The organism is Shinella zoogloeoides, assembly GCF_003574625.1.
In the GTDB taxonomy this organism is placed as follows: Bacteria; Pseudomonadota; Alphaproteobacteria; order Rhizobiales; family Rhizobiaceae; genus Shinella; species Shinella zoogloeoides_A.
The window spans coordinates 289,669-307,946 of record NZ_QNUJ01000002.1; the positions used below are offsets into that span (position 1 = coordinate 289,669).

Sequence of the window (18,278 nt, forward strand, 5' to 3'; positions counted from 1 at the left end):
TTGTGGCGGCGGAAAGGGAAATATTCTTTCATCGAGGGCCGGCGCGATGGATTTGGCATGCGGCGGCGGCAGCTGGCGGGGCAAACGAGGGGCTGCGACAGCCCTTCAGGGAAAGCGGAAGGCGCCCGCCCCTCAGAACGCGAAGCGGATGGAAGCGCCGAGATTCACCCGCAGCACACGATCGATCTCATAGGGATTGATGGGTGTGGTACCCAAATTACCGAAACGGGTATTGCCGGTCTCGAACCCGCCCGCATAGGAAACCAGGGCATCGAGACCCAGGACGGCATTAGGTGCGATCCTGTGCCGGACACCGGCGCCGACCTGCGCGACGGGGCCGATCTTCGTGTGGCCCGCGACATCGGACACGAAACTCCCCGTCCCCCTGTCCGTCTCCGTCACGCCGGAGAGGGTGTTGAACGTCAGTCCCAGCCCGGCCGTGCCCCTGAGCGTGGTGGCCTCGGAGAGGGGCACGTCATATGCGACGCTGCCCAGGATCACGTCGCTGCTCGCCATGCCTTTGAAATCCGAGGTACCGGCCGAGAAGGGCGGGTTCACCAGGAAATCCGCGCTCCATCTGATATTGCTGCGAATATGCTGATAGCCGAGGGAGACCGAGAGGTCCGGATCGAGCCGATAGCCGATATGGGCGCCGCCGCCTATCGCACCGCCGAACCGCACCTCGTCCACGGTGCCGAAGCCGGCCCCGCCGTTGGTGGTGCTGGAGGAGCCGAAGGCAAAGCCGCCGAGCACATCCAGCCCGACGAAGAAATCATCCTCTCCGGCCAGCGCCGTCATAGGGAAAGCCGCGGAAACGGCGGCAGCCAGAAGCAGGTATCGCGGGCGCATGGGCATCATCAGGAGGGTGAAGGCGGGACAGCTTGGCAAATCATGGTTAGCAAACCGCTAATCCCCCGCGGCGTTGATGAAATTCGCAAGGACCTTCTGCCGGCGCCATTCTTCCGTCTTGGTCAAAAACCGGCCGCCCGGCCTGCTTTCCGGAGAAGCAATTTCCACCCCGGCATTCCAATTTGGAATGGGCATTCCTTAAATACAGTAATTTTATAGATAATATAAAAATACCTTCCGCATCCGACGAGGCTTCGCGTGGCGGAAGCTCGGTTGTTTTGAAAATGGGGACATTTCGACATGACAGTGCAGAAGACCTTCCGGCGGGCGATCCAGGCGGCAGCGGCCGCGGCTTTCCTCGCCACCACCATGCTTTCGGGACTTGCCCATGCCGGCCCGACGCTGGACAAGATCAACCAGCGCGGCACGATCAAGGTCGGTGTCGGCACGACGCCCGGCTTCTTCGCCCCCGACGGCAACGGCAAGTGGCAGGGCTTCTTCGTCGATTTCGGCCGTGCCCTTTCCATTGCCGTCTTCGGCGATCCGGACAAGGTGGAATTCACCAATTCCTCGCCGCAGCAGCGCCTTCCCGCCCTCCAGAGCGGCGAATTCGACATCCTGCTTTCCGGCGTGACGGTGACGACCACCCGCGCCTTCAAGCTCGGCTTCCACTTCGGCCCGGCGGTCTTTTATGACGGCCAGGGCATTCTCGTTCGCAAGGACCTCGGCGTGACGAAGGCTGCCGATCTCGACGGCGCGACCATCGGCGCGCAGAGCGGCACGACGGGCGAATTGAACGTCGCCGACTTCTTCCGCAAGACGGGCAAGTCCTTCACGCCGGTCACCATCGAGGATACCGGGCAGTTCATCGACGCGCTCGAATCCGGCCGCGTCGACGCGATCACGCAGGACTCCTCCGACCTCGTCGGCAAACGCACCCAGCTCAAGAAGCCGGACGATTACGTGCTGCTGCCCGAGCGCCTTTCCAAGGAGCCGCTGGCGCCGGCGATCGCCGGTGGCGACGACCGCTGGCTGGAACTCGTCAACTGGACGGTGAACGCGACGATCCAGGCCGAGGAATGGGGCATCACCTCGGCCAATGTCGATGAATTCCTGAAGTCGGAAGACCCGGCCATCCAGCGCTTCCTCGGCGTCGATCCGTCCTTTGCCAACGAGATCGGGCTCGATCCGAAATGGGCCTACAACATCGTCAAGACGGTCGGGAACTACGGCGAGATCTTCGAGCGCAACCTCAAGCCGCTCGGCTGGGAGCGCGGCTACAACAGCCTGTGGACCAATGGCGGCCTGCTCTATTCGCCGCCGTTCCGCTGAGCGATCCGGCAAAGAGAACAGCGGTGTTGCGCCTGGAATTGCGTAAGAACGGGGAGAGGGAGCATTTTCGTGCTTCGAGGAAGAGCGGGAATGCGCCGATCCCTGACCCACGCTTGTTCCGCACCGTCCTGCCGGGCCCGCCGCGGCCCGGCATCCTCGGGAAGATCCGCGCCTGGTGGGGCGGCTGGCCGCTCGGCCAGCTCGCCTTCCTCCTCGCGGTCGCCGCGCTCGGCACGCTCTTCGTCGGCAATGTGCTGGAAACGATGGCGCGCATCGGCATCCTGCCGGGCTTCGGCTTCCTTTCCAGCTCCGCCAATTTCGAGATCGGCGAAAGCCCCATCGCCTTCCGCGCCGGCGATACCTATCTGCGGGCGATCCTGGCGGGCCTCGTCAACACGCTGAAGGTCTCGCTGCTCGGCTGCGTCCTTGCGACCATCCTCGGTGTCGCCGTCGGCGTCGCGGGGCTTTCGCGCAACCTGCTGCTTTCCGGCCTCGTGCGCTGGTTCATCGAGATCACCCGCAACACGCCGCTCCTGCTGCAGCTCTTCTTCTGGATGGCGCTTGCCAAGGCGCTGCCGGCGCCGCGCCAGGCAGCCGCCCTCTTCGGCTCCGTCTTCCTCACCAATCGCGGTGTCTATATTCCCGCGATCTCTCTGGAGGGCGGGCCGTTCGGACTGGCCGCGGCGCTCGGCATCACGGGTCTTGCCGCCGTCGCGCTCCTTCTCCTCCTGCGCGCCACGCGCCGCCTCACGCGCCGGACCGGAGCGGTCGCGCTCGCGCTCGCCATCGCGGCGCCCCTCGCCTTCCTCCTTCTTTCCGGCGCCCGGCCGGAAGCCGAGATGCCGGTGCTTTCCGGCTTCAACATTCGCGGCGGGCTCAATCTCTCGCCGGAATTCGCCGCGCTGCTCACCGGCCTCGTCGTGAAATTCGCGGCGCTGATCGCGGAGATCGTGCGGGCGGGCATCCAGTCGGTCGGCACCGGCCAGTGGGAGGCGGCGCGGGCGCTCGGGCTGCATGATGGCCAGATCATCCGCCTCGTCGTGCTGCCGCAGGCGCTGCGCGTCATCACGCCCCTGACGACATCGAGCTATCTCGACCTCACCAAGGATTCCAGCCTTGCGGTCGCCATCGGCTTTCCCGACCTCGTCAGCATCGTCAACACGACGGCAAACACGACGGGCCAATCCCTCGAGGCGCTGATCATCCTGATAGGCGCCTTCCTCACCATCAATCTCGCCCTCTCGGCGCTGATGAACCTCTATAACAGCCGCGTCGCGCTGAGGGGAACGAGACGATGACCGCCACCGCCTCCCGCCTGCTGCCGGCGCTGCGCACCGGCCTTTTCGGAACGCGCACCAACACGCTCATCACCCTTGCGACGCTTCTCGTCCTCTCGCAGGTCGTGCCGCCGTTCCTGCGCTGGGCGGTGCTCGACGCCACCTTTTCCGGCAATGCGGAGGCCTGCAGCCGCGAGGGCGCCTGCTGGGCCTTCGTCACGGCGAAGCTGCGCTTCATCCTCTTCGCCTTCTATCCGCCGGAGCTGCAATGGCGGCCGTCGCTGGTCATCGTGCTCCTCGGCGCGATCCTTTCGGCAAGCGCGCTGCCGCGCTTCTGGGGGCGGCCGCTTCTCGTCGCCTGGCCGCTGACCATCCTTGCCTGCTGGCTGCTGATGCAGGGCGCCTTCACCGCAACGCCCATTCCGTCCAACCAGTGGGGCGGCCTGCCGGTGACGCTCTTCGTCTGGGCGGTATGCTTCGCCGCGGCGACGCCCATCGCCGTGCTTCTGGCGCTCGCCCGCCGCTCGACGCTCGGGGGCCTGCGTACCTTTTCCGTCCTCTATATCGAGTTGATGCGCGGCACGCCCATGGTCGCCATCCTCTATGTCGCCATGCTGATCCTGCCGATGGCGCTGCCGGACGGCCTTTCCTTCGACAAGATGCTTCGTGCCATCCTCATGGTCACGCTGTTCTGGGCCGCCTATATCGCCGAGGTCATCCGTGCCGGGCTCCAGGCCATCCCCAACGGCCAGACCGAAGCGGCGACGGCGCTCGGCCTCGGCTACTGGCGCACCCAGCGCCTGGTGATCCTGCCGCAGGCGCTGCGCATCGTCATCCCCGGCATGGTGAACCTCGCCATCGGCTTCCTGCTCGCGACCTCTCTGCTCGCCGTCATCGGCATCTTCGACCTTCTCAACGCCGCCCGCGCCTCGGCCGCCGATCCGCAATGGCTCGGCTTCTACAACGAGGCCTATATCGTCGTGGCCGTCATCTATTTCGTGATCTGCTTCGGCGCCTCGCGCTACAGCCGCTGGCTGGAGCGGCGCCTTGCGGGCGGCAAGGAAGGCTCCGCCTCCCCGCCCGCAGGCGGCCCATCGCCCGCCCTGCGCAAGGAATAATCCCGCCGGGGCGCTACAAGAGAATATAATTCCTTACTCAAACTATAGAATTTATTATCGTACCGGCATTCTCATTCCCCAACCCGGAAGACAGCGCATGAGCAAGTCCGACCAGCCCCTCGATTTCCTCTGGTTCATCCCCAGTTCCGGCGATGGCGCCTATCTCGGTTCCGACGAGCTCGCCCGTTCGCCTGATCCGGGCTATCTGCGCGAGATCGCCGTTGCCGCCGACCGGCTCGGCTATTCCGGCGTGCTCATTCCCGTTGGGGCAGCGTGCGAGGAATCCTTCGTCCTCGCCGCCGATCTTGCTGCCCGCACCGAGAGGCTGAAGTTCCTTGTGGCGATCCGCCCCGGCACCGCGACGCCGGCCTATTACGCCCGCCTTGCCGCAACGCTCGACCGCATGTCGAACGGCCGTCTCCTTCTCAACATCGTGGTGGGCGGCAGCGCGCAGGAACTGGCCGGCGACGGCATCTTCCTGCCGCATGACGAGCGCTACGACCATGCCGCCGAATTCTTCCAGGTCTTCAACGAGCTGATCGAGACGGGCCGTTCCACGCTCGACGGCAAGTACATCAAGGCGATCGATGCGAAGCTCGGTCTGCCGCCGGTGCAGCAGCCGCGCCCGCCGATCTATTTCGGCGGCTCCTCCGATGCGGCGATCGATTTTGCCGGCGGCCTTGTCGACAAATATCTCACCTGGGGCGAACCGCCGGCGCAGGTGGCCGGGAAGATCGCCCATGCCCGCAAGGCCGCCGCCGCGAAAGGCCGGGAAGCCTCCTTCGGCATCCGCCTGCATTTCATCGTCCGCGAGACGGACGAGGAGGCGTGGGAGGCCGCCGACCGACTGATCTCCAAGCTTTCCGACGACGCCATCGCCGCCGCGCAGGAGACGCTGACGAAGAACTCCGATTCCGTCGGCCAGGCGCGCATGGTGGCGCTGCACAACGGCCAGCGCGACAGGCTGGAGGTCTCGCCGAACCTGTGGGCCGGCATCGGCCTCGTGCGCTCGGGCGCCGGCACCGCCCTCGTCGGCTCGCCGAAGACAGTGGCCGCGCGGCTGCGCGAATACCAGGCGCTCGGCATCGACACGGTCATCGCCTCCGGCTACCCGCATCTCGAGGAGGCCTACCGCGTCTCCGAGCTGCTCTTCCCCGAGCTCGGCCTGCCCGGCCCCCGCGGCCAGCTCCGCGCCTCCTTCGGCGACCGGCAGGTCTTCGGCGGCGGCGGACATGCCGGCAATGTCAGGCTGACATCGGCCTCCTGAACGATGAGGCAAGGCGCCAGTCTTGGCGCGCGCCCGGCCGGGCGATATAAGGCGGTCCTCACCCTTCGCTCGACCGCCCTCCCGCCCGGCTCCAGGACAATGACGACCATTCCGGTAGTAGAAACAGAACGCCTGCTGCTGCGCGGCTTCCGACCCGACGATCTCGACGCCATGGCCGCCATGTGGGCGATGCCCGAGGTCGTGCGCTATATCGGCGGCGTTCCGCAAACACGCGAGCAATGCTGGATCCGCCTTCTCCGGCAGATCGGCATGTGGAGCGTCATGGGCTTCGGCTTCTGGGCGATCACGGAGCGGGCAACGAGCGCGCTGATCGGCGAAGGCGGCTTCCATGAGATGCACCGCGCCATGGACCCCAGCATCGCGGGCACGATGGAGGCCGGCTGGGGCCTGATGCCCGCCTGGCACGGACGCGGCTATGCCAGCGAGGCGCTGGACGCCATGCTCGCCTGGGCCGACGCGGCCCATCGCGGCAAACCCGTCACCTGCATCATCGCCCCCGAGAACGCGCCCTCGATGCGGCTTGCCCATAGGCACGGCTTTGCGGAATTCGCGCGCACCCTGTACCAGGATAGCGAAATCGCGGTCCTCCGTCGCCTCGAAGGGCCGAATGCGGCTTGAGCCTCGACGCCCCGAACGATAAAGGCCCGCCGGGAGGGCGGGCCTTCGTCATGCGATACGATACCTTGATTCCGATCAGCCGCCGGCCTTCAGGGCCGCGCTGCAAAGGCTCCAGTAGCCGCCGCCCTTCTGGATCCATTTCAGGTCGTTGAGCGTGCCGGCATCCTTGTTGACGTGATAGGAGTCCACGCAGGTCTTCAGACGACCCTTCGCCGGGGTCTCACCGGCATATTTCTTGTCGACGGCCTTCGGGAAGCTGACGCCCTTCGGCGCCTTCACCTTCGCCTTGGCCGGTTCCTTCTCGGTCGTCGCCGCAACGGCCTTGTTATCGGCGTCGTCTTCCTTGGCGGCGTCCGCGCCGCAGAACTTCGCGCGGAAATCGTTCCACTTGACGTCCTTGGCGGAGCCGTCGGCCTTGGCGGCCTGATACTTGGTGCTGCATTCCTTCATCGTGAGAGCGGAAGCAGGGCTGACGAAAGCCATGGAAGCCAGGAGTGCTCCCGCAGCCATAAGCGTGACACGTTCGAACATGGATTTAGCCTCGATTGAATCGTGATGTCTGCGAAGGCCGCCCGGCTCAGGAGGGCAGCGTTCCATTCGGCGTGGCGGCATCGACCGCCTTGGGGAGATATTGCGCGAGAAGCGTCGGCACCTCGCTCAGATCGACCCCGAATGTCTTGGCCAGGTTCTGAAGTTGCGTTGAAGAGAGGGCTTGCTGGATCTGCTCGGCAGAAACCGGAAGATTCTCACCGGTCCCGACCCAGGATGTGACCTGTTCGCTGAGGCCCGCCGAATGCAGCTGCGCGAGAACCCCGTCGAGACCGCCCGCGTTCTCGAACATCTGCGTGGCGACCGCCCCGAGATTCACGTCCTTGCCCTGCAATACATCGGTCAGCACCGATCCCAGCCCATCGAACAATCCCATTGCGGATGTCTCCTTCCATTGCTGCGGACAGCTATTCCTAGCACCGGCAAAACCCGTCCGCAAACGCGCAAATACGGCAGGCGAGACCTGCCCGTCACGCGCGGGCGCCGGAATTTTCCCGTCCGCCCGCATCGTCCCTCCAAACAACCATGCGGCGAAAATTCGGACAAATTTATGGAGAGTTCATGGCAGCATCCCGGCAGCGTCGATCTCCTCTACGGTAAAGCCCCGCGACAAGGGACCGACTCGGGCGCACCAGAAGGCAATGCGCCATGAAACGACGGGGCATTTCGCCGTCTCATCTTGAACCGAAGGTTGAAAGTCTTGTGCGCTTTCCGTGAAGACACCATGCGGGAAAGCGAGCAATGCGCCGCCAAGCATTTGACATTTCTGCATTATCGCCCTTGCGGGATTATCTTCGCAAGGCACCCGGACAAGGCCGCAGTACCGAACGGTTCGGTTCGGCATTGACACATGCATGGCTGTAGGATCACTTTCCATAGGCACAGGGTTCATTACGTCAAGAGGGGACAACAATGACGATACCACCCGGTGCATCTCCGCAATTGTACAACGAGGACCTCGCGCCCGCCGAAAAGCGCAACTGGGGCGCCTTCTCGATCTTCAACGTCTGGACATCGGACGTGCACAGCCTCTGGGGCTACTATCTTGCCGCCAGCCTCTTTCTCTTCTGCGGCAGCTTCATCAACTTCCTGCTCGCGATCGGCATCGGCTCGCTGGTCATCTTCGTGCTCATGCACATGGTCGGTCTTGCCGGCGTGCGCACGGGCGTGCCCTTCCCGGTTCTCGCCCGTGCCTCCTTCGGCATCTGGGGCGCGAATTTCCCGGCGCTGGTGCGCGCCATCGTCGCCTGCTTCTGGTACGGCGCGCAGACCGCGGCGGCCTCGGGCGCCATCGTCGCACTGCTCATCCGCAACGAGAGCATCCTGCAGTTCCACCAGTCGAGCCACATGCTCGGCCATTCGACGCTGGAGCTGATCTGCTACGTCATCGTCTGGGGCCTGCAGCTCCTCATCATCCAGAACGGCATGGAAACGGTGCGCAAGTTCCAGGACTGGGCCGGCCCGGCCGTCTGGATCATGATGCTGCTGCTCGCCGTCTATCTCGTCGTCAAATCCGGCGGCTTCTCCTTCAACCACACGATCCCGATGGACGTGCTGCTCGAGAAGACCAAGGATGCGGGCGTGCCGGGCACGCCGGGATCCTTCGCCGCGCTGACGGCGGTCGCCGCGATCTGGGTGACCTATTTCTCGGCGCTCTACCTCAACTTCTGCGATTTCTCGCGCTATTGCCCGAGCGAACGCTCGCTGACGGTCGGCAATCTCTGGGGCCTGCCGGTCAACCTGATCCTCTTCTCGCTGGTCGCCGGCGTCACCACCATCGCAGCCTATAACGTCTATGGCGAGGTGCTGCTCTATCCCGACCAGATCTCGGCCAAGTTCGACAGCATCTTCCTGGCGCTGCTCGCCGCGCTCACCTTCGCGGTGGCGACGCTCGGCATCAACGTCGTCGCCAACTTCGTCTCGCCGGCCTTCGACTTCGCCAACGTCTTCCCCAAGCATATCGACTTCAAGCGGGGCGGCTATATCGCGGCGCTGATCGCGCTGGTGCTCTATCCGTTCGCGCCCTGGGAAGGCGGGGCCGCCCATTTCGTCAACATGGTCGGCAACACGATGGGCCCGATCTTCGGCGTGATGATGGTCGACTACTACCTCATCCGCAAAGGCCGGGTGAATGTCGAGGCGCTCTACCGCGAGGACGGCGAGTTCCGCTTCGAGAACGGCTGGCACGTCAACGCGCTGATCGCCGCCGGCATCGGCATCGTCTTCTCGTCGATCCTGCCGGGCCTGACCTCCATCATGCCGTCCTGGTGGGGCGTCTACGGCTGGTTCTTCGGCGTCGCCATCGCGGGCGTGATCTATTACGCCCTGCGCTCGGCACGCGCCGGCAAGCCGCTGCCGGCCTGACGGGACTTCCCCGCGGGACGGGCGGCCTGCCGCACCGTCCCCGCCTCCGGATCGGGGGTGTCACGCTCCCGATCCCTTTCGCGTCCCGGCCCGCCGCCGGGGATAGAGCCCGCGTATCTTTCCCGTCCATAGTGACTTTGCGCCGCGAAACTGGCTATGCTTCCGCCGACCAGAAGGATGGATTGCATGACCGAGAAATCTCCGAACGACAATTTCCCCGCCGGCTACGAGCCGGCCGAAGTGTGGACCTGGGACAAGGGAAACGGCGGCACTTTCGCCAATATCAACCGCCCCGTCGCCGGCCCGACGCATGACAAGGCGCTGCCCGTCGGCAAGCATCCGCTGCAGCTCTATTCGCTCGCCACGCCCAACGGCGTGAAGGTGACGATCATGCTGGAGGAGCTGCTGGCCGCCGGCCATGCGGGCGCCGAATACGACGCCTGGCCCATCCGCATCGGCGATGGCGACCAGTTCGGCTCCGGCTTCGTCGACGTCAATCCGAACTCGAAGATCCCGGCGCTGATGGACCATGCGCCGAAGGACGGGGGCAAGCCGCTGCGCGTCTTCGAATCCGCCTCGATCCTGCTCTATCTCGCCGAGAAGTTCGACGCCTTCCTGCCGGCCGACCTGCGTGCCCGCACCGAGGCGGTCAACTGGCTGTTCTGGCAGATGGGCTCCGCCCCCTTCCTCGGCGGCGGCTTCGGCCATTTCTATGCCTATGCGCCGATCCGCATCAAATATGCGATCGACCGCTATGCCATGGAGGTCAAGCGCCAGCTCGACGTGCTGGACCGCCATCTCGCCGACAACCGCTTCATGGCCGGCGCCGACTACACTATCGCCGACATGGCGATCTGGCCCTGGTACGGCAGCCTTGCGCAGAACAAGCAGTACGGCAATGCCGGCACGTTCCTCGAAGTCGAGAGCTACAGGAACGTCCAGCGCTGGACGGCGGAGATCGCCGCCCGCCCGGCGGTGCAGCGCGGCCGCATGGTCAACCGCCTCACCGGCGACCCGTCGGAACAGCTGCACGAGCGGCACGACGCCTCCGACTTCGACACGCAGACCGAGGACAAGCGCGGCAGAGCGTAGGAAGAATCGACATGGCAAACCTGCCCGACATGACCAAGCACCGCGGCTTTCCTTCCGGCATGCCGGGGACCGGCGTGCAGTTCACCATCCGCCGCGCCAATCCGCGCGGCGTGACGCCCATCAAGGCGCTGCCCCGGCGCGCCCGGCCGGGCACGGCGGAACACCGCATCGACGCGGCGTTCCTGCATGCCCTCTGGCATCATTTCGGCGACGAGCCCTTCGAGCGGGGCAATCTCGACGCCGCGCGCCTCAGCCTGCTCTTCGGCCGCGAGGTCGTGCCGGCGGAGAAGGAGTTCGATCCGCTCTCCTACGAGGCCATGCTGATGATCGACGAGCGGGTCGCCCGCCAGAGCTTCCCGGAATCCTTCGAGGACGTGTTCGAGGTCTGACGCGCGGCGGCTCAGTTGAGCCGCTGCTCCGTTTCCGCGTCGAAGACGTGGAGGGCGGCAGGATCGACGGTGAGGAACACATCCTCGCCGGCCTCGATACGGGCCGAGGCGGGGAGCGCCGCGACGAGGCCCTGGCCGCCGACCGTGACGGTGACGATGCGCTCCGGCCCGGTCAGTTCGGCGACCTCGCAGCGCGCGGCAAGGCGCAGCCCCTCGCCGCCGGTCCTGACGGCCTCGGGCCGCAGGCCGAGCACCAGCTTGCGCCCCGGCGCAAGCTTTTCCAGCCCCGGAACCGCAAGCACGATATCCGTCCCATCGACCTTCACCCCGTCCGGCCCGGCGGTGGCGGCAAGGAGGTTCATCGGCGGCGCGCCGACGAAGGTCGCGACATAGAGCGTCGCCGGCCGATCGTAGATCGCTTCCGGCGTGTCGAGCTGTTCGATGCGGCCGTTCCGCATCACGGCGATGCGCGTCGCCAGCGTCATTGCCTCGATCTGGTCGTGGGTGACGTAGACGACGGTCGTCCTCGTCATCTGGTGCAGGCGCTTCAGCTCCGTGCGCATCTCCATGCGCAGCTTGGCATCGAGGTTGGAGAGCGGTTCGTCGAAGAGGAAGATCTTCGGGTTGCGCACCAGCGCCCGGCCGATGGCAACGCGCTGGCGCTGGCCGCCCGAAAGCTGGCCGGGCTTGCGCTCGAGAAGATTTTCGATCTGGAGGAGCCTTGCCGTCTCCTCCACCGCGCGGTCGCGCTCGGCCTTGGCCACCTTGCGCATTTCGAGGCCAAAGCCGATGTTCCGGTGCACCGTGAGGTTGGGATAGAGCGCATAGGACTGGAACACCATGGCGATGTCCCGGTCCTTCGGATGCATGCCGACGATGGAGCGCCCGTCGATGCGGATATCGCCGCTCGTCGGCTCGGCGAGGCCGGCGATGATGTTGAGCAGCGTGGACTTGCCGCAGCCCGACGCGCCGAGCAGCACGAGGAACTCGCCGCTTTCCAGCGCGATGTCGATGCCCTTCAGCGTCTCGACGGCGCCGTAGTTCTTGCGGATGGCCTCGATGGTCAGCGTGCTCATGCCGGTCCTTTCTCGGCGGTCGGGACATACCGCCTCGGATGGGTGGAAATCGCCGTGGAGGCGACGGTCGTGCCGGCGGCAAGGCTCGCTTCCAGCCCCCTGCCCCCGGCATAGGCGGCAAGGAACGCCGCATTGAAGACGTCGCCGGCGCCGATCGTGTCGACCACCGCAACCCGCGGGGCCTCGGCCCGCAAGAGCCCGCCATCCGCATCGACGGCGATGGCGCCCTTGGGCCCGCATTTCACGACGACGACGGCATCCTTCGGCATGCCCCGCTGCAGGATACGGCCGGCCTCCGCCGGGTCGGCGACGCCGGCAAGGCTTGTCGTCTCCACCTCGTTGAAGAGGGCGATGCGGCAGCGCGACAGCCAGCCTTTCGCCGCCGCCCGGTTGCTTTCCGTCCAGCCGTGCAGCGGCCAGCCGGTATCGAGCGCGACGGCGATGCCGTGGCGATCCGCCCAGTCGAAGAAGCGGCCGTAGTCCTCCACCAGCCGGTCGGTGAGGAAGGAGCCGCACAGAAGCGCGATGCCACCGGCAAGGCGCGAACCGTCGAGCACCGCGAAGACATCCTCCAGGCTAAAGAGCGGCAGGTGCCCCCGCGTCGTGAAGAAGGTGCGCTCGCCGTCCGGGTGTGTGATGCCGACGGAAAGCGTCGTGCTGTCGCCATGCACCGGCCAGTTCCGCGCCCGCTCGCCGAAGCCTTCCGCAAGCCAGGCGCCGAAGCGGTCGCTGCCGATGCTGGCCGCGATCTCGAAGGGCGTGCCGAGCGCCATCCAGGCAAGCGCCGCATTGCCGGCGGAGCCGCCGACACGCAGCTCGTCATGATCGACGATGATCTCCGTGCCCGGCTGCGGCCAGGGCGCGGCCGGCCCCATGATCAGGTCGACATTGACGTTTCCGACGACGGCAAGCGGTCTCACTCATTCACTCCGGGTAATCTTGCTGGAGCGCACCGGCGTTCCGGCATCGGCGACACGCGCGGCGGCAAAGGCGATCATCAGGCGCTGCGCCGTCGGCAGCATGGAGAAGACGGCGGCAAGTCCCGCCGAGGGCGGGAAGGCAATCGTCGCGGCCCCAGCTACCGGCGGATGGCCGGAAGCGTCGAAGACGACGAGCTTGGCGCCGGCCTCGGCCACGGAGACCGCCATGGCCGTCACCAGGTCGGCGGTCGCATCGTTGCCGCGGAAGAGCACGACGCCCATTTCCGGCGACAGCATCTCCATCGGCCCATGCCGCAACTGGCCGCCTTCCAGCGAGAAGCACGGCACCCGCGACAGCTCCGTAAAGCCGAGCGCGATGGCTTCGGCAAGGCCCTGCAGATGCCGGCCCGACGTCACGACGGAGCGAGCGCCCGAAAGGGCTGCAAGCGCCTCCTCGATGGCGGGCTCCTCGGGGTTTTCCAGTGCGGCGATGGCCGGCCCCGTCTCCTCGCCGAGCGCGCCGAGGATGGCAAGATGCAGCGCGAAGCTCACCATCAGGCTGCGTGTGGCGGCGAAGGCCTGCTCCGTGCCGCCCGCGCCGACAAGGCAGGGCGCGGTGCGGGCGAGGAAGGAGCCCCCCTCCAGCGTGAAGCCGAAGGTTTCCGCATTGCCGCCCGTCTCGCCGAACCAGCGCAGGACCTCGGCGCTCTCGCCCGACTGCGAGGTGATGAAGACGGTTCGACCGTCGAGAACGAGCGGCGCGCAGAGCTGTTCGGAGAGCGGCAGCGCAATGGCGTCGATGCCGAGGCGACGGTAAAGCGGCTCGACCGCGCGGCCGACGGCATGCGAGCCGCCCATGCCGAGAAGAAGGAGCCTGCCGGTCCGCTTGAGGCTTTCGGCGGCCCGTGCCGCCATGGCGCCGTTGGCGTGGAAGGAGGCCAGCGCATCCGCGTGCTGGCGCGCCATTTCCCGGTCGATGGCCCGGAGCCCTTCCGGCCGTGTCGCATTCGTCGTCATCGTCATCCTTTCACACCGCCGCTGGTGAGGCCGGAAATCAGGGCCCGTTGCATGAGAAGGCCGACCAGCACCGGGGGCAGCGCGGCAAGCACGCCGGCGGTCGCGATCAGCCCGTAGTCGGAGACGCGCCCGCCCGCGAGGTCGGCAATGGCGACCGTCAGCGTGCGTGCGCGCTGGTCGGAGGTAAAGAGCAGCGCATAGAAGAACTCATCCCAACCGAGCAGGAAGGCGAAGAGCGCCGACGTCGCGACGATGGGCATGGCGAGCGGCAGGGTGACGATGCGCAGGGTGGCAAAGAGGCTCGCCCCGTCCATCATCGCCGCCTGCTCGATCTCGCGCGGGATCCCGTCGAAGCCGGATTTCATCAGCCAGGTGGTGAAGGGCGCGAGGATACTGAGATAGACGAGCGCGAGGCCGAAGACGGAATTGAGCAGCCCGAGCGCGGCGAGCGCCATGTAGAGCGGCACGGCGAGCGCGACCGGCGGCAGCATATAGGTGGCGATGACGAGCGACAGCGACCAGCCGACGGACGGCGTGCGCGACACGGCCCAGCCGGCCGGAATGGCGAGCGCGATGGCGGCGATCGTCGCCATGCCGGCAACGAGGATGCTGTTGACGAGCGAGGCGACGAAGGAAGCGCCGGCGCTGTTCGGCACGGTCGACAGGAGGTTGGCGTAGCGCGAGAAATCCACCGTGCCCGGCCACCAGCGCAGCGGCCGCGCCATCAGGTCGGCGGCCGGCGAAATGCTCATGACGAAGAGCCACAGGATCGGCGCGAGGATGACGGCCGCCAGGAGAAGCGCGGCACCATGAATGAGGATCGAGGCGAGGAGGCTGCGGCGTTCCATCAGGCGGCACTCCCGGCGGCGCGGCGCACCAGCATGCCGTAGCCGATCGCCAGCACCGTCACGATCAGCGTGACGACAAGGGCGAGCGAGGCCCCGGAGCCGGCGCGCTGGAAGGAGAAGGCCTCCTGGTAGACGAGGATCGACAGGGTGCGCGTGGAGTTGGCCGGCCCGCCGCGCGTCATGACCCAGATGATGTCGAACACCTTGAAGGCCTCGATGGTGCGCAGCACCAGCGCCACCATCAGCGGCCCGGCAAGATAGGGCAGGATGACGAAGCGGAAACGGGCGAAGGGCCCGGCGCCGTCGACCAGCGAGGCGGAGGTGATGTCGCGCGGCACCGCCTGCAGCGCGGCGAGCGCGATGAGGGCGACCAGCGGGAAGTTCTTCCAGCAGTCGGCAAGAATCAGCGCCGTCATCGCGGTGGCGGGCTCACCGAGCCAGGACCGGTAGGCATCGAGGATGCCGACCTGCGTCAGCGCGGCGTTCAGCGCGCCGTATTCCGGATTGTAGATCAGCCGCCAGAGCGTCGCGTTGACGACCGTCGGCAGCGCCCAGGGCAGGATGAGCAGGGCGCGCAGCACCGTGCGGCCGTAGAATTGCTGGTTGAGAAGCAGGGCGGCGAGCACGCCGAGCACCATTTCCGCCGTCACCGAGACGACGGCGAACCATGTGGTCGCGGAAAGCGCCCGAAGGAAATTGCTGCTCGTCAGCATCTTCGCGTAGTTGTCGAAGCCGACGAAACTGCCGCCGAGGCCCACCAGCTTGGCATCGGTGAAGGAGAGCCGCACCGTGTCGACCATCGGCCAGCCGATGACGGCCAGCATGATCGCCAGAAGCGGCAGCATGAGAAGCCATGCCCGGGTCGTCATCCAGGTGCTGGACATAGCGTCCTCTCGTCCATTTCGATCAGAGCGTGCGCGGGCGGCCGGGGCCGCCCGCGAGGTATTCCATCAAAGGCCGCTGTTTTCCGCAGCGGACTTCAGCGCGTCCTCGGGCGTCGCCTGGCCGAGCAGGGCTTCCTGGATGGCCTGCTGCAGCGCCGTCGACAGTTCCTGATACTTCGGTGTGGTCGGGCGCGGATACATGGCGGCAAGGCTGAGCTTGGCGGCCGCGATCATCTCCTCCTGGCCGGCGGTGACGGCCGGATCGTCATAGGAGGAGGCCCAGATCGGCAGGCTCAGCTTCGCATAGGCGTTCTGCGTTTCCTGCGAGGTCATGTGGACGATGTATTTCCAGGCTTCGTCCTGGTGCTTGCTCGTGGAGGTGATGCCGAGGCCCATCGAGCCGTTGACGGCCGAAACCTCGCTCTTGCCTTCCACGCCCGGCGCCGGCACAACGCCGACCTTGCCGGCAACCTTGCTGTCCTTGCCGGCATTGGCCATGTTGTACATGTAGGTCCAGTTGAGCGCGAAGGCCGCCTCGCCGTTCTGGAAGACGTTGCGCACGTCCTCCTCGAGGAATTCCTTCGAGTTCGGGTTGGTAACGCCCGACGTGTAGCTGTCGACCATGTATTTCAGCGCGTCGAGCCCGCCGCCTTCGGTGAAGGCCGGCTTGCCATCCTTCAGGAATGCGCCGCCATAGGCGCTGACGAGGGTGGTGTAGTCGCAGATCGCCGCTTCCGCCTGCGACCAGCTCCAGGCGATCGGCGTGGCGAGAATGCCCTTGTCCTTGATGGTCTTGGCCTGCTCGTTCAGTTCGGCCCAGGTCTTCGGCGGCGCCTTGATGCCGGCCTTTTCAAGGATCTCCTTGTTGTAGAACAGGTACTTGGTGTCGAGGATCCAGGGCATGCCGTAGGACTTGCCGTCATAGTCGACGGTGGTCCAGGCGCCGGGCAGCACGCCCTTCTTCATGTCGTCGGTGATGCGCGGGGTGACGTCGGCCAGCACGTTGTTCGTGGCATATTCGGCCGGCCAGATCACGTCGAAGAGCACGACGTCATAGCCGCCGCCGGAGCCCTGCGCCAGCACGGTCTTGTCGTGCAGGCCCTCGTAGGGCACGAATTCCAGGTTCACCTTGATATCCGGGTTCGCCTTGGTGAAGGCATCCGTCATGGCGCGCACATCCGCCTCGCTATAGGCGGCCTGCGCCATGAAGAGCGCGTTGAGCGTGGTTTCGGCAAAGGCGTGCGGGGCCGCTGCGCCCACGATGAATGCCGCGCCGAGAAGGGTCTTCGTAATCGATTTCAACATGCCGTCCTCCAGTTTGCTTGGTTGTAAGCAAGGCGCCCGCGGCGCCCTGCCCTGTTCCCGGAACGCTTCGGTTCCTTATTAAGTCAAAACTATTGACTTAAGTGTTCTGTATTCTTCAAATGGTGTCAAGAGGGGATGCCGATGAACGAACTCAGGAAGATCCGCGCCAAGAGCGGCACCAACCAGGAAGGTACGAGCGCCCACAACCGGCGCGTCCTCATCGAAGCCATCCGCCTCAACGGCCCGCTGTCGCGCGCCGACCTCGCCCGCGCCACGCGCCTGACCAAACAGACGGTGTCCAACCTTATCGAAAGCCTGGAGGCCGATGGGCTCGTCGCCTCGCAGGCCGTGGTGCGCGGGGCGCGCGGGCAGCCCTCGACGCCCTACGGCCTCGTTCCCGAAGGCGCCTTCGCCCTCGGCGTACAGATCGACCGGGAGCTTGCCCGGGTCGTCGCAGTCGATCTTCTCGGGCGGGAAAGTGCCCGCGCGGTGGCCAACCTGCCGCCCGGCGATCCTGCCGGCGGCAGCCGCGTGATCCTCGACCTCGTCGACACGGTGCGGGGCGAGCTTGCCGCGCGCATTCCCGCCTCAATCCACCGCCTCACCGGCCTCGGCGTCGCCATGCCCGGCCCCTTCGGCCTGGAGCCGCCGGACGACGACCGCTGGATGATGGGCAAGTGGCAGACCTTCCCGCTCCTTGAAACGCTCGCCGCCGGCACGGGGCTCGAAACCAGCCTGCAGAACGACGCCTCCGCCTGCGCCACCGCCGAGCGGATGGGCGGGGCGGCCGACGGCCTCGACCATGTGGTCTGCCTCTATCTCGGCTACGGCATCGGCGCCGGCCTCATCCTCGGCGGCGAACTCTACAGCGGCAGCAACCGCAATGCCGGCGAGCTGGGCATGGTGCTGTTTTCCCGCGGCGGCAGCGTGCAGCCGCTCGAGCACCGCGCCTCGCTCGCCTCGCTCTTCCAGAGCCTCGGCCTCGATTCCGCGACGACCGACGCCTATGACGCGGTCGAGCGGCTGGCGGCGCAAGACGATCCGCGCATCCGCGCCTGGCTCGCCGGGGCGGCGGCGGATTTCCGCCAGGCGGTGCACATGGTCGAGACCCTTTTCGATCCGCAGACCGTCATCCTCACCGGCAGCGCGCCGCAGCCGCTGGCGCTTCGACTGTTCGAGGCGATCTTTCCCCTGCTGCCTTCCAATGCCGAGCGGCCGGGCCGGGCCCTGCCCCGCCTCCAGCTCGGCACGATGGATCCCTGGGCCGTCGCGCTCGGCGCTGCCGCCGAGCCGATCCGCCGGACCTTCGATCCGCTTTTCGCGGCGATCCTGAAGGAAGCCTCCTGAGAAGC

General features: G+C 66.3%; 18 protein-coding genes. 9 read left to right on the plus strand and 9 right to left on the minus strand.

The genetic code is table 11. The features are described 5' to 3' along the window. Positions 1-132: 132 nt before the first annotated feature. A complete protein-coding gene (locus DSD28_RS04835) occupies positions 133-858 on the minus strand; it encodes an outer membrane beta-barrel protein (RefSeq protein WP_348627898.1) in 726 nt (241 codons plus the stop codon). A 360-nt stretch (positions 859-1,218) separates the two neighbouring features. On the opposite strand from DSD28_RS04835, the gene DSD28_RS04840 reads away from it, so the two are divergent. The 5 genes from DSD28_RS04840 to DSD28_RS04860 all read left to right on the plus strand — a co-directional run bounded on the left by DSD28_RS04840 (position 1,219) and on the right by DSD28_RS04860 (position 6,482). Beyond that, positions 1,219-2,181 (plus strand): amino acid ABC transporter substrate-binding protein, encoded by a 963-nt coding sequence (locus tag DSD28_RS04840; RefSeq protein ID WP_245424762.1) that lies wholly within the window; start codon positions 1,219-1,221, stop codon positions 2,179-2,181. A 113-nt stretch (positions 2,182-2,294) separates the two neighbouring features. Beyond that, the gene (locus DSD28_RS04845) at positions 2,295-3,479 is read left to right on the plus strand and encodes an amino acid ABC transporter permease (RefSeq protein WP_245424748.1); all 1,185 of its coding nucleotides are present in this window, start codon (positions 2,295-2,297) and stop codon (positions 3,477-3,479) included. Next, the gene (locus DSD28_RS04850) at positions 3,476-4,576 is read left to right on the plus strand and encodes an amino acid ABC transporter permease (protein ID WP_119255219.1); all 1,101 of its coding nucleotides are present in this window, start codon (positions 3,476-3,478) and stop codon (positions 4,574-4,576) included. The genes DSD28_RS04845 and DSD28_RS04850 overlap by 4 nt, the downstream gene beginning before the upstream one ends. Positions 4,577-4,673: 97 nt before the next feature. Beyond that, a complete protein-coding gene (gene ssuD / locus DSD28_RS04855; protein WP_119255220.1) occupies positions 4,674-5,843 on the plus strand; it encodes an FMNH2-dependent alkanesulfonate monooxygenase in 1,170 nt (389 codons plus the stop codon). Positions 5,844-5,942: 99 nt separating this feature from the next. Further along, positions 5,943-6,482, plus strand: a complete 540-nt coding sequence (locus tag DSD28_RS04860; protein ID WP_119255221.1) for a GNAT family N-acetyltransferase — start codon at positions 5,943-5,945, stop codon at positions 6,480-6,482. A 75-nt stretch (positions 6,483-6,557) separates the two neighbouring features. On the opposite strand, the gene DSD28_RS04865 is transcribed toward DSD28_RS04860, so the two are convergent. Both DSD28_RS04865 and DSD28_RS04870 read right to left on the minus strand, forming a co-directional pair. Then, positions 6,558-7,013, minus strand: a complete 456-nt coding sequence (locus tag DSD28_RS04865) for a hypothetical protein (RefSeq protein WP_119255222.1) — start codon at positions 7,011-7,013, stop codon at positions 6,558-6,560. Positions 7,014-7,059: 46 nt separating this feature from the next. Then, complete coding sequence (locus DSD28_RS04870) at positions 7,060-7,407, minus strand: YidB family protein (protein ID WP_119255223.1); 348 nt, start codon at positions 7,405-7,407, stop codon at positions 7,060-7,062. Between the two features lie 536 nt (positions 7,408-7,943). Here DSD28_RS04870 and DSD28_RS04875 point away from each other — a divergent pair. The 3 genes from DSD28_RS04875 to DSD28_RS04885 all read left to right on the plus strand — a co-directional run bounded on the left by DSD28_RS04875 (position 7,944) and on the right by DSD28_RS04885 (position 10,876). Then, positions 7,944-9,395: an NCS1 family nucleobase:cation symporter-1 gene (locus tag DSD28_RS04875; protein WP_119255224.1), complete on the plus strand. Its 1,452-nt coding sequence runs from the start codon at positions 7,944-7,946 to the stop codon at positions 9,393-9,395. Between the two features lie 186 nt (positions 9,396-9,581). Continuing rightward, positions 9,582-10,487, plus strand: a complete 906-nt coding sequence (gene yghU, locus DSD28_RS04880) for a glutathione-dependent disulfide-bond oxidoreductase (RefSeq protein ID WP_119255467.1) — start codon at positions 9,582-9,584, stop codon at positions 10,485-10,487. Positions 10,488-10,498: 11 nt separating this feature from the next. Next, the gene (locus tag DSD28_RS04885) at positions 10,499-10,876 is read left to right on the plus strand and encodes a hypothetical protein (protein WP_119255225.1); all 378 of its coding nucleotides are present in this window, start codon (positions 10,499-10,501) and stop codon (positions 10,874-10,876) included. A gap of 11 nt (positions 10,877-10,887) precedes the next feature. On the opposite strand, the gene DSD28_RS04890 is transcribed toward DSD28_RS04885, so the two are convergent. From DSD28_RS04890 to DSD28_RS04915, 6 genes are all read right to left on the minus strand, one after another. Continuing rightward, a complete protein-coding gene (locus tag DSD28_RS04890) occupies positions 10,888-11,952 on the minus strand; it encodes an ABC transporter ATP-binding protein (protein WP_119255226.1) in 1,065 nt (354 codons plus the stop codon). Next, positions 11,949-12,872 (minus strand): PfkB family carbohydrate kinase, encoded by a 924-nt coding sequence (locus DSD28_RS04895; protein ID WP_119255227.1) that lies wholly within the window; start codon positions 12,870-12,872, stop codon positions 11,949-11,951. The genes DSD28_RS04890 and DSD28_RS04895 overlap by 4 nt, the downstream gene beginning before the upstream one ends. Beyond that, a complete protein-coding gene (locus DSD28_RS04900) occupies positions 12,873-13,895 on the minus strand; it encodes an SIS domain-containing protein (protein WP_432430840.1) in 1,023 nt (340 codons plus the stop codon). Beyond that, positions 13,892-14,737 (minus strand): carbohydrate ABC transporter permease, encoded by an 846-nt coding sequence (locus tag DSD28_RS04905; RefSeq protein ID WP_119255229.1) that lies wholly within the window; start codon positions 14,735-14,737, stop codon positions 13,892-13,894. The genes DSD28_RS04900 and DSD28_RS04905 overlap by 4 nt, the downstream gene beginning before the upstream one ends. Further along, a complete protein-coding gene (locus DSD28_RS04910) occupies positions 14,737-15,621 on the minus strand; it encodes a carbohydrate ABC transporter permease (protein ID WP_119255230.1) in 885 nt (294 codons plus the stop codon). The genes DSD28_RS04905 and DSD28_RS04910 overlap by 1 nt, the downstream gene beginning before the upstream one ends. Positions 15,622-15,687: 66 nt before the next feature. Then, a complete protein-coding gene (locus DSD28_RS04915) occupies positions 15,688-16,926 on the minus strand; it encodes an extracellular solute-binding protein (protein WP_119255231.1) in 1,239 nt (412 codons plus the stop codon). A gap of 141 nt (positions 16,927-17,067) precedes the next feature. Between DSD28_RS04915 and DSD28_RS04920 the strand changes: the two genes are divergently transcribed. Further along, complete coding sequence (locus DSD28_RS04920; protein WP_119255468.1) at positions 17,068-18,273, plus strand: ROK family transcriptional regulator; 1,206 nt, start codon at positions 17,068-17,070, stop codon at positions 18,271-18,273. Positions 18,274-18,278: the final 5 nt, after the last annotated feature.

Excerpts from the sequence above, each read along its gene's own strand:
- DSD28_RS04905 (WP_119255229.1), bottom strand. The coding sequence starts at position 14,737 with ATGGAACGCCGCAGCCTCCTCGCCTCGATCCTCATTCATGGTGCCGCG.
- DSD28_RS04900 (WP_432430840.1), bottom strand. The coding sequence starts at position 13,895 with ATGACGATGACGACGAATGCGACACGGCCGGAAGGGCTCCGGGCCATC.
- DSD28_RS04835 (WP_348627898.1), bottom strand. The coding sequence starts at position 858 with ATGATGCCCATGCGCCCGCGATACCTGCTTCTGGCTGCCGCCGTTTCC.
- DSD28_RS04885 (WP_119255225.1), top strand. The coding sequence starts at position 10,499 with ATGGCAAACCTGCCCGACATGACCAAGCACCGCGGCTTTCCTTCCGGC.
- DSD28_RS04890 (WP_119255226.1), bottom strand. The coding sequence starts at position 11,952 with ATGAGCACGCTGACCATCGAGGCCATCCGCAAGAACTACGGCGCCGTC.
- DSD28_RS04850 (WP_119255219.1), top strand. The coding sequence starts at position 3,476 with ATGACCGCCACCGCCTCCCGCCTGCTGCCGGCGCTGCGCACCGGCCTT.
- yghU (WP_119255467.1), top strand. The coding sequence starts at position 9,582 with ATGACCGAGAAATCTCCGAACGACAATTTCCCCGCCGGCTACGAGCCG.
- DSD28_RS04870 (WP_119255223.1), bottom strand. The coding sequence starts at position 7,407 with ATGGGATTGTTCGATGGGCTGGGATCGGTGCTGACCGATGTATTGCAG.
- DSD28_RS04865 (WP_119255222.1), bottom strand. The coding sequence starts at position 7,013 with ATGTTCGAACGTGTCACGCTTATGGCTGCGGGAGCACTCCTGGCTTCC.
- DSD28_RS04915 (WP_119255231.1), bottom strand. The coding sequence starts at position 16,926 with ATGTTGAAATCGATTACGAAGACCCTTCTCGGCGCGGCATTCATCGTG.
- ssuD (WP_119255220.1), top strand. The coding sequence starts at position 4,674 with ATGAGCAAGTCCGACCAGCCCCTCGATTTCCTCTGGTTCATCCCCAGT.
- DSD28_RS04875 (WP_119255224.1), top strand. The coding sequence starts at position 7,944 with ATGACGATACCACCCGGTGCATCTCCGCAATTGTACAACGAGGACCTC.
- DSD28_RS04840 (WP_245424762.1), top strand. The coding sequence starts at position 1,219 with ATGCTTTCGGGACTTGCCCATGCCGGCCCGACGCTGGACAAGATCAAC.
- DSD28_RS04920 (WP_119255468.1), top strand. The coding sequence starts at position 17,068 with ATGAACGAACTCAGGAAGATCCGCGCCAAGAGCGGCACCAACCAGGAA.
- DSD28_RS04860 (WP_119255221.1), top strand. The coding sequence starts at position 5,943 with ATGACGACCATTCCGGTAGTAGAAACAGAACGCCTGCTGCTGCGCGGC.
- DSD28_RS04910 (WP_119255230.1), bottom strand. The coding sequence starts at position 15,621 with ATGTCCAGCACCTGGATGACGACCCGGGCATGGCTTCTCATGCTGCCG.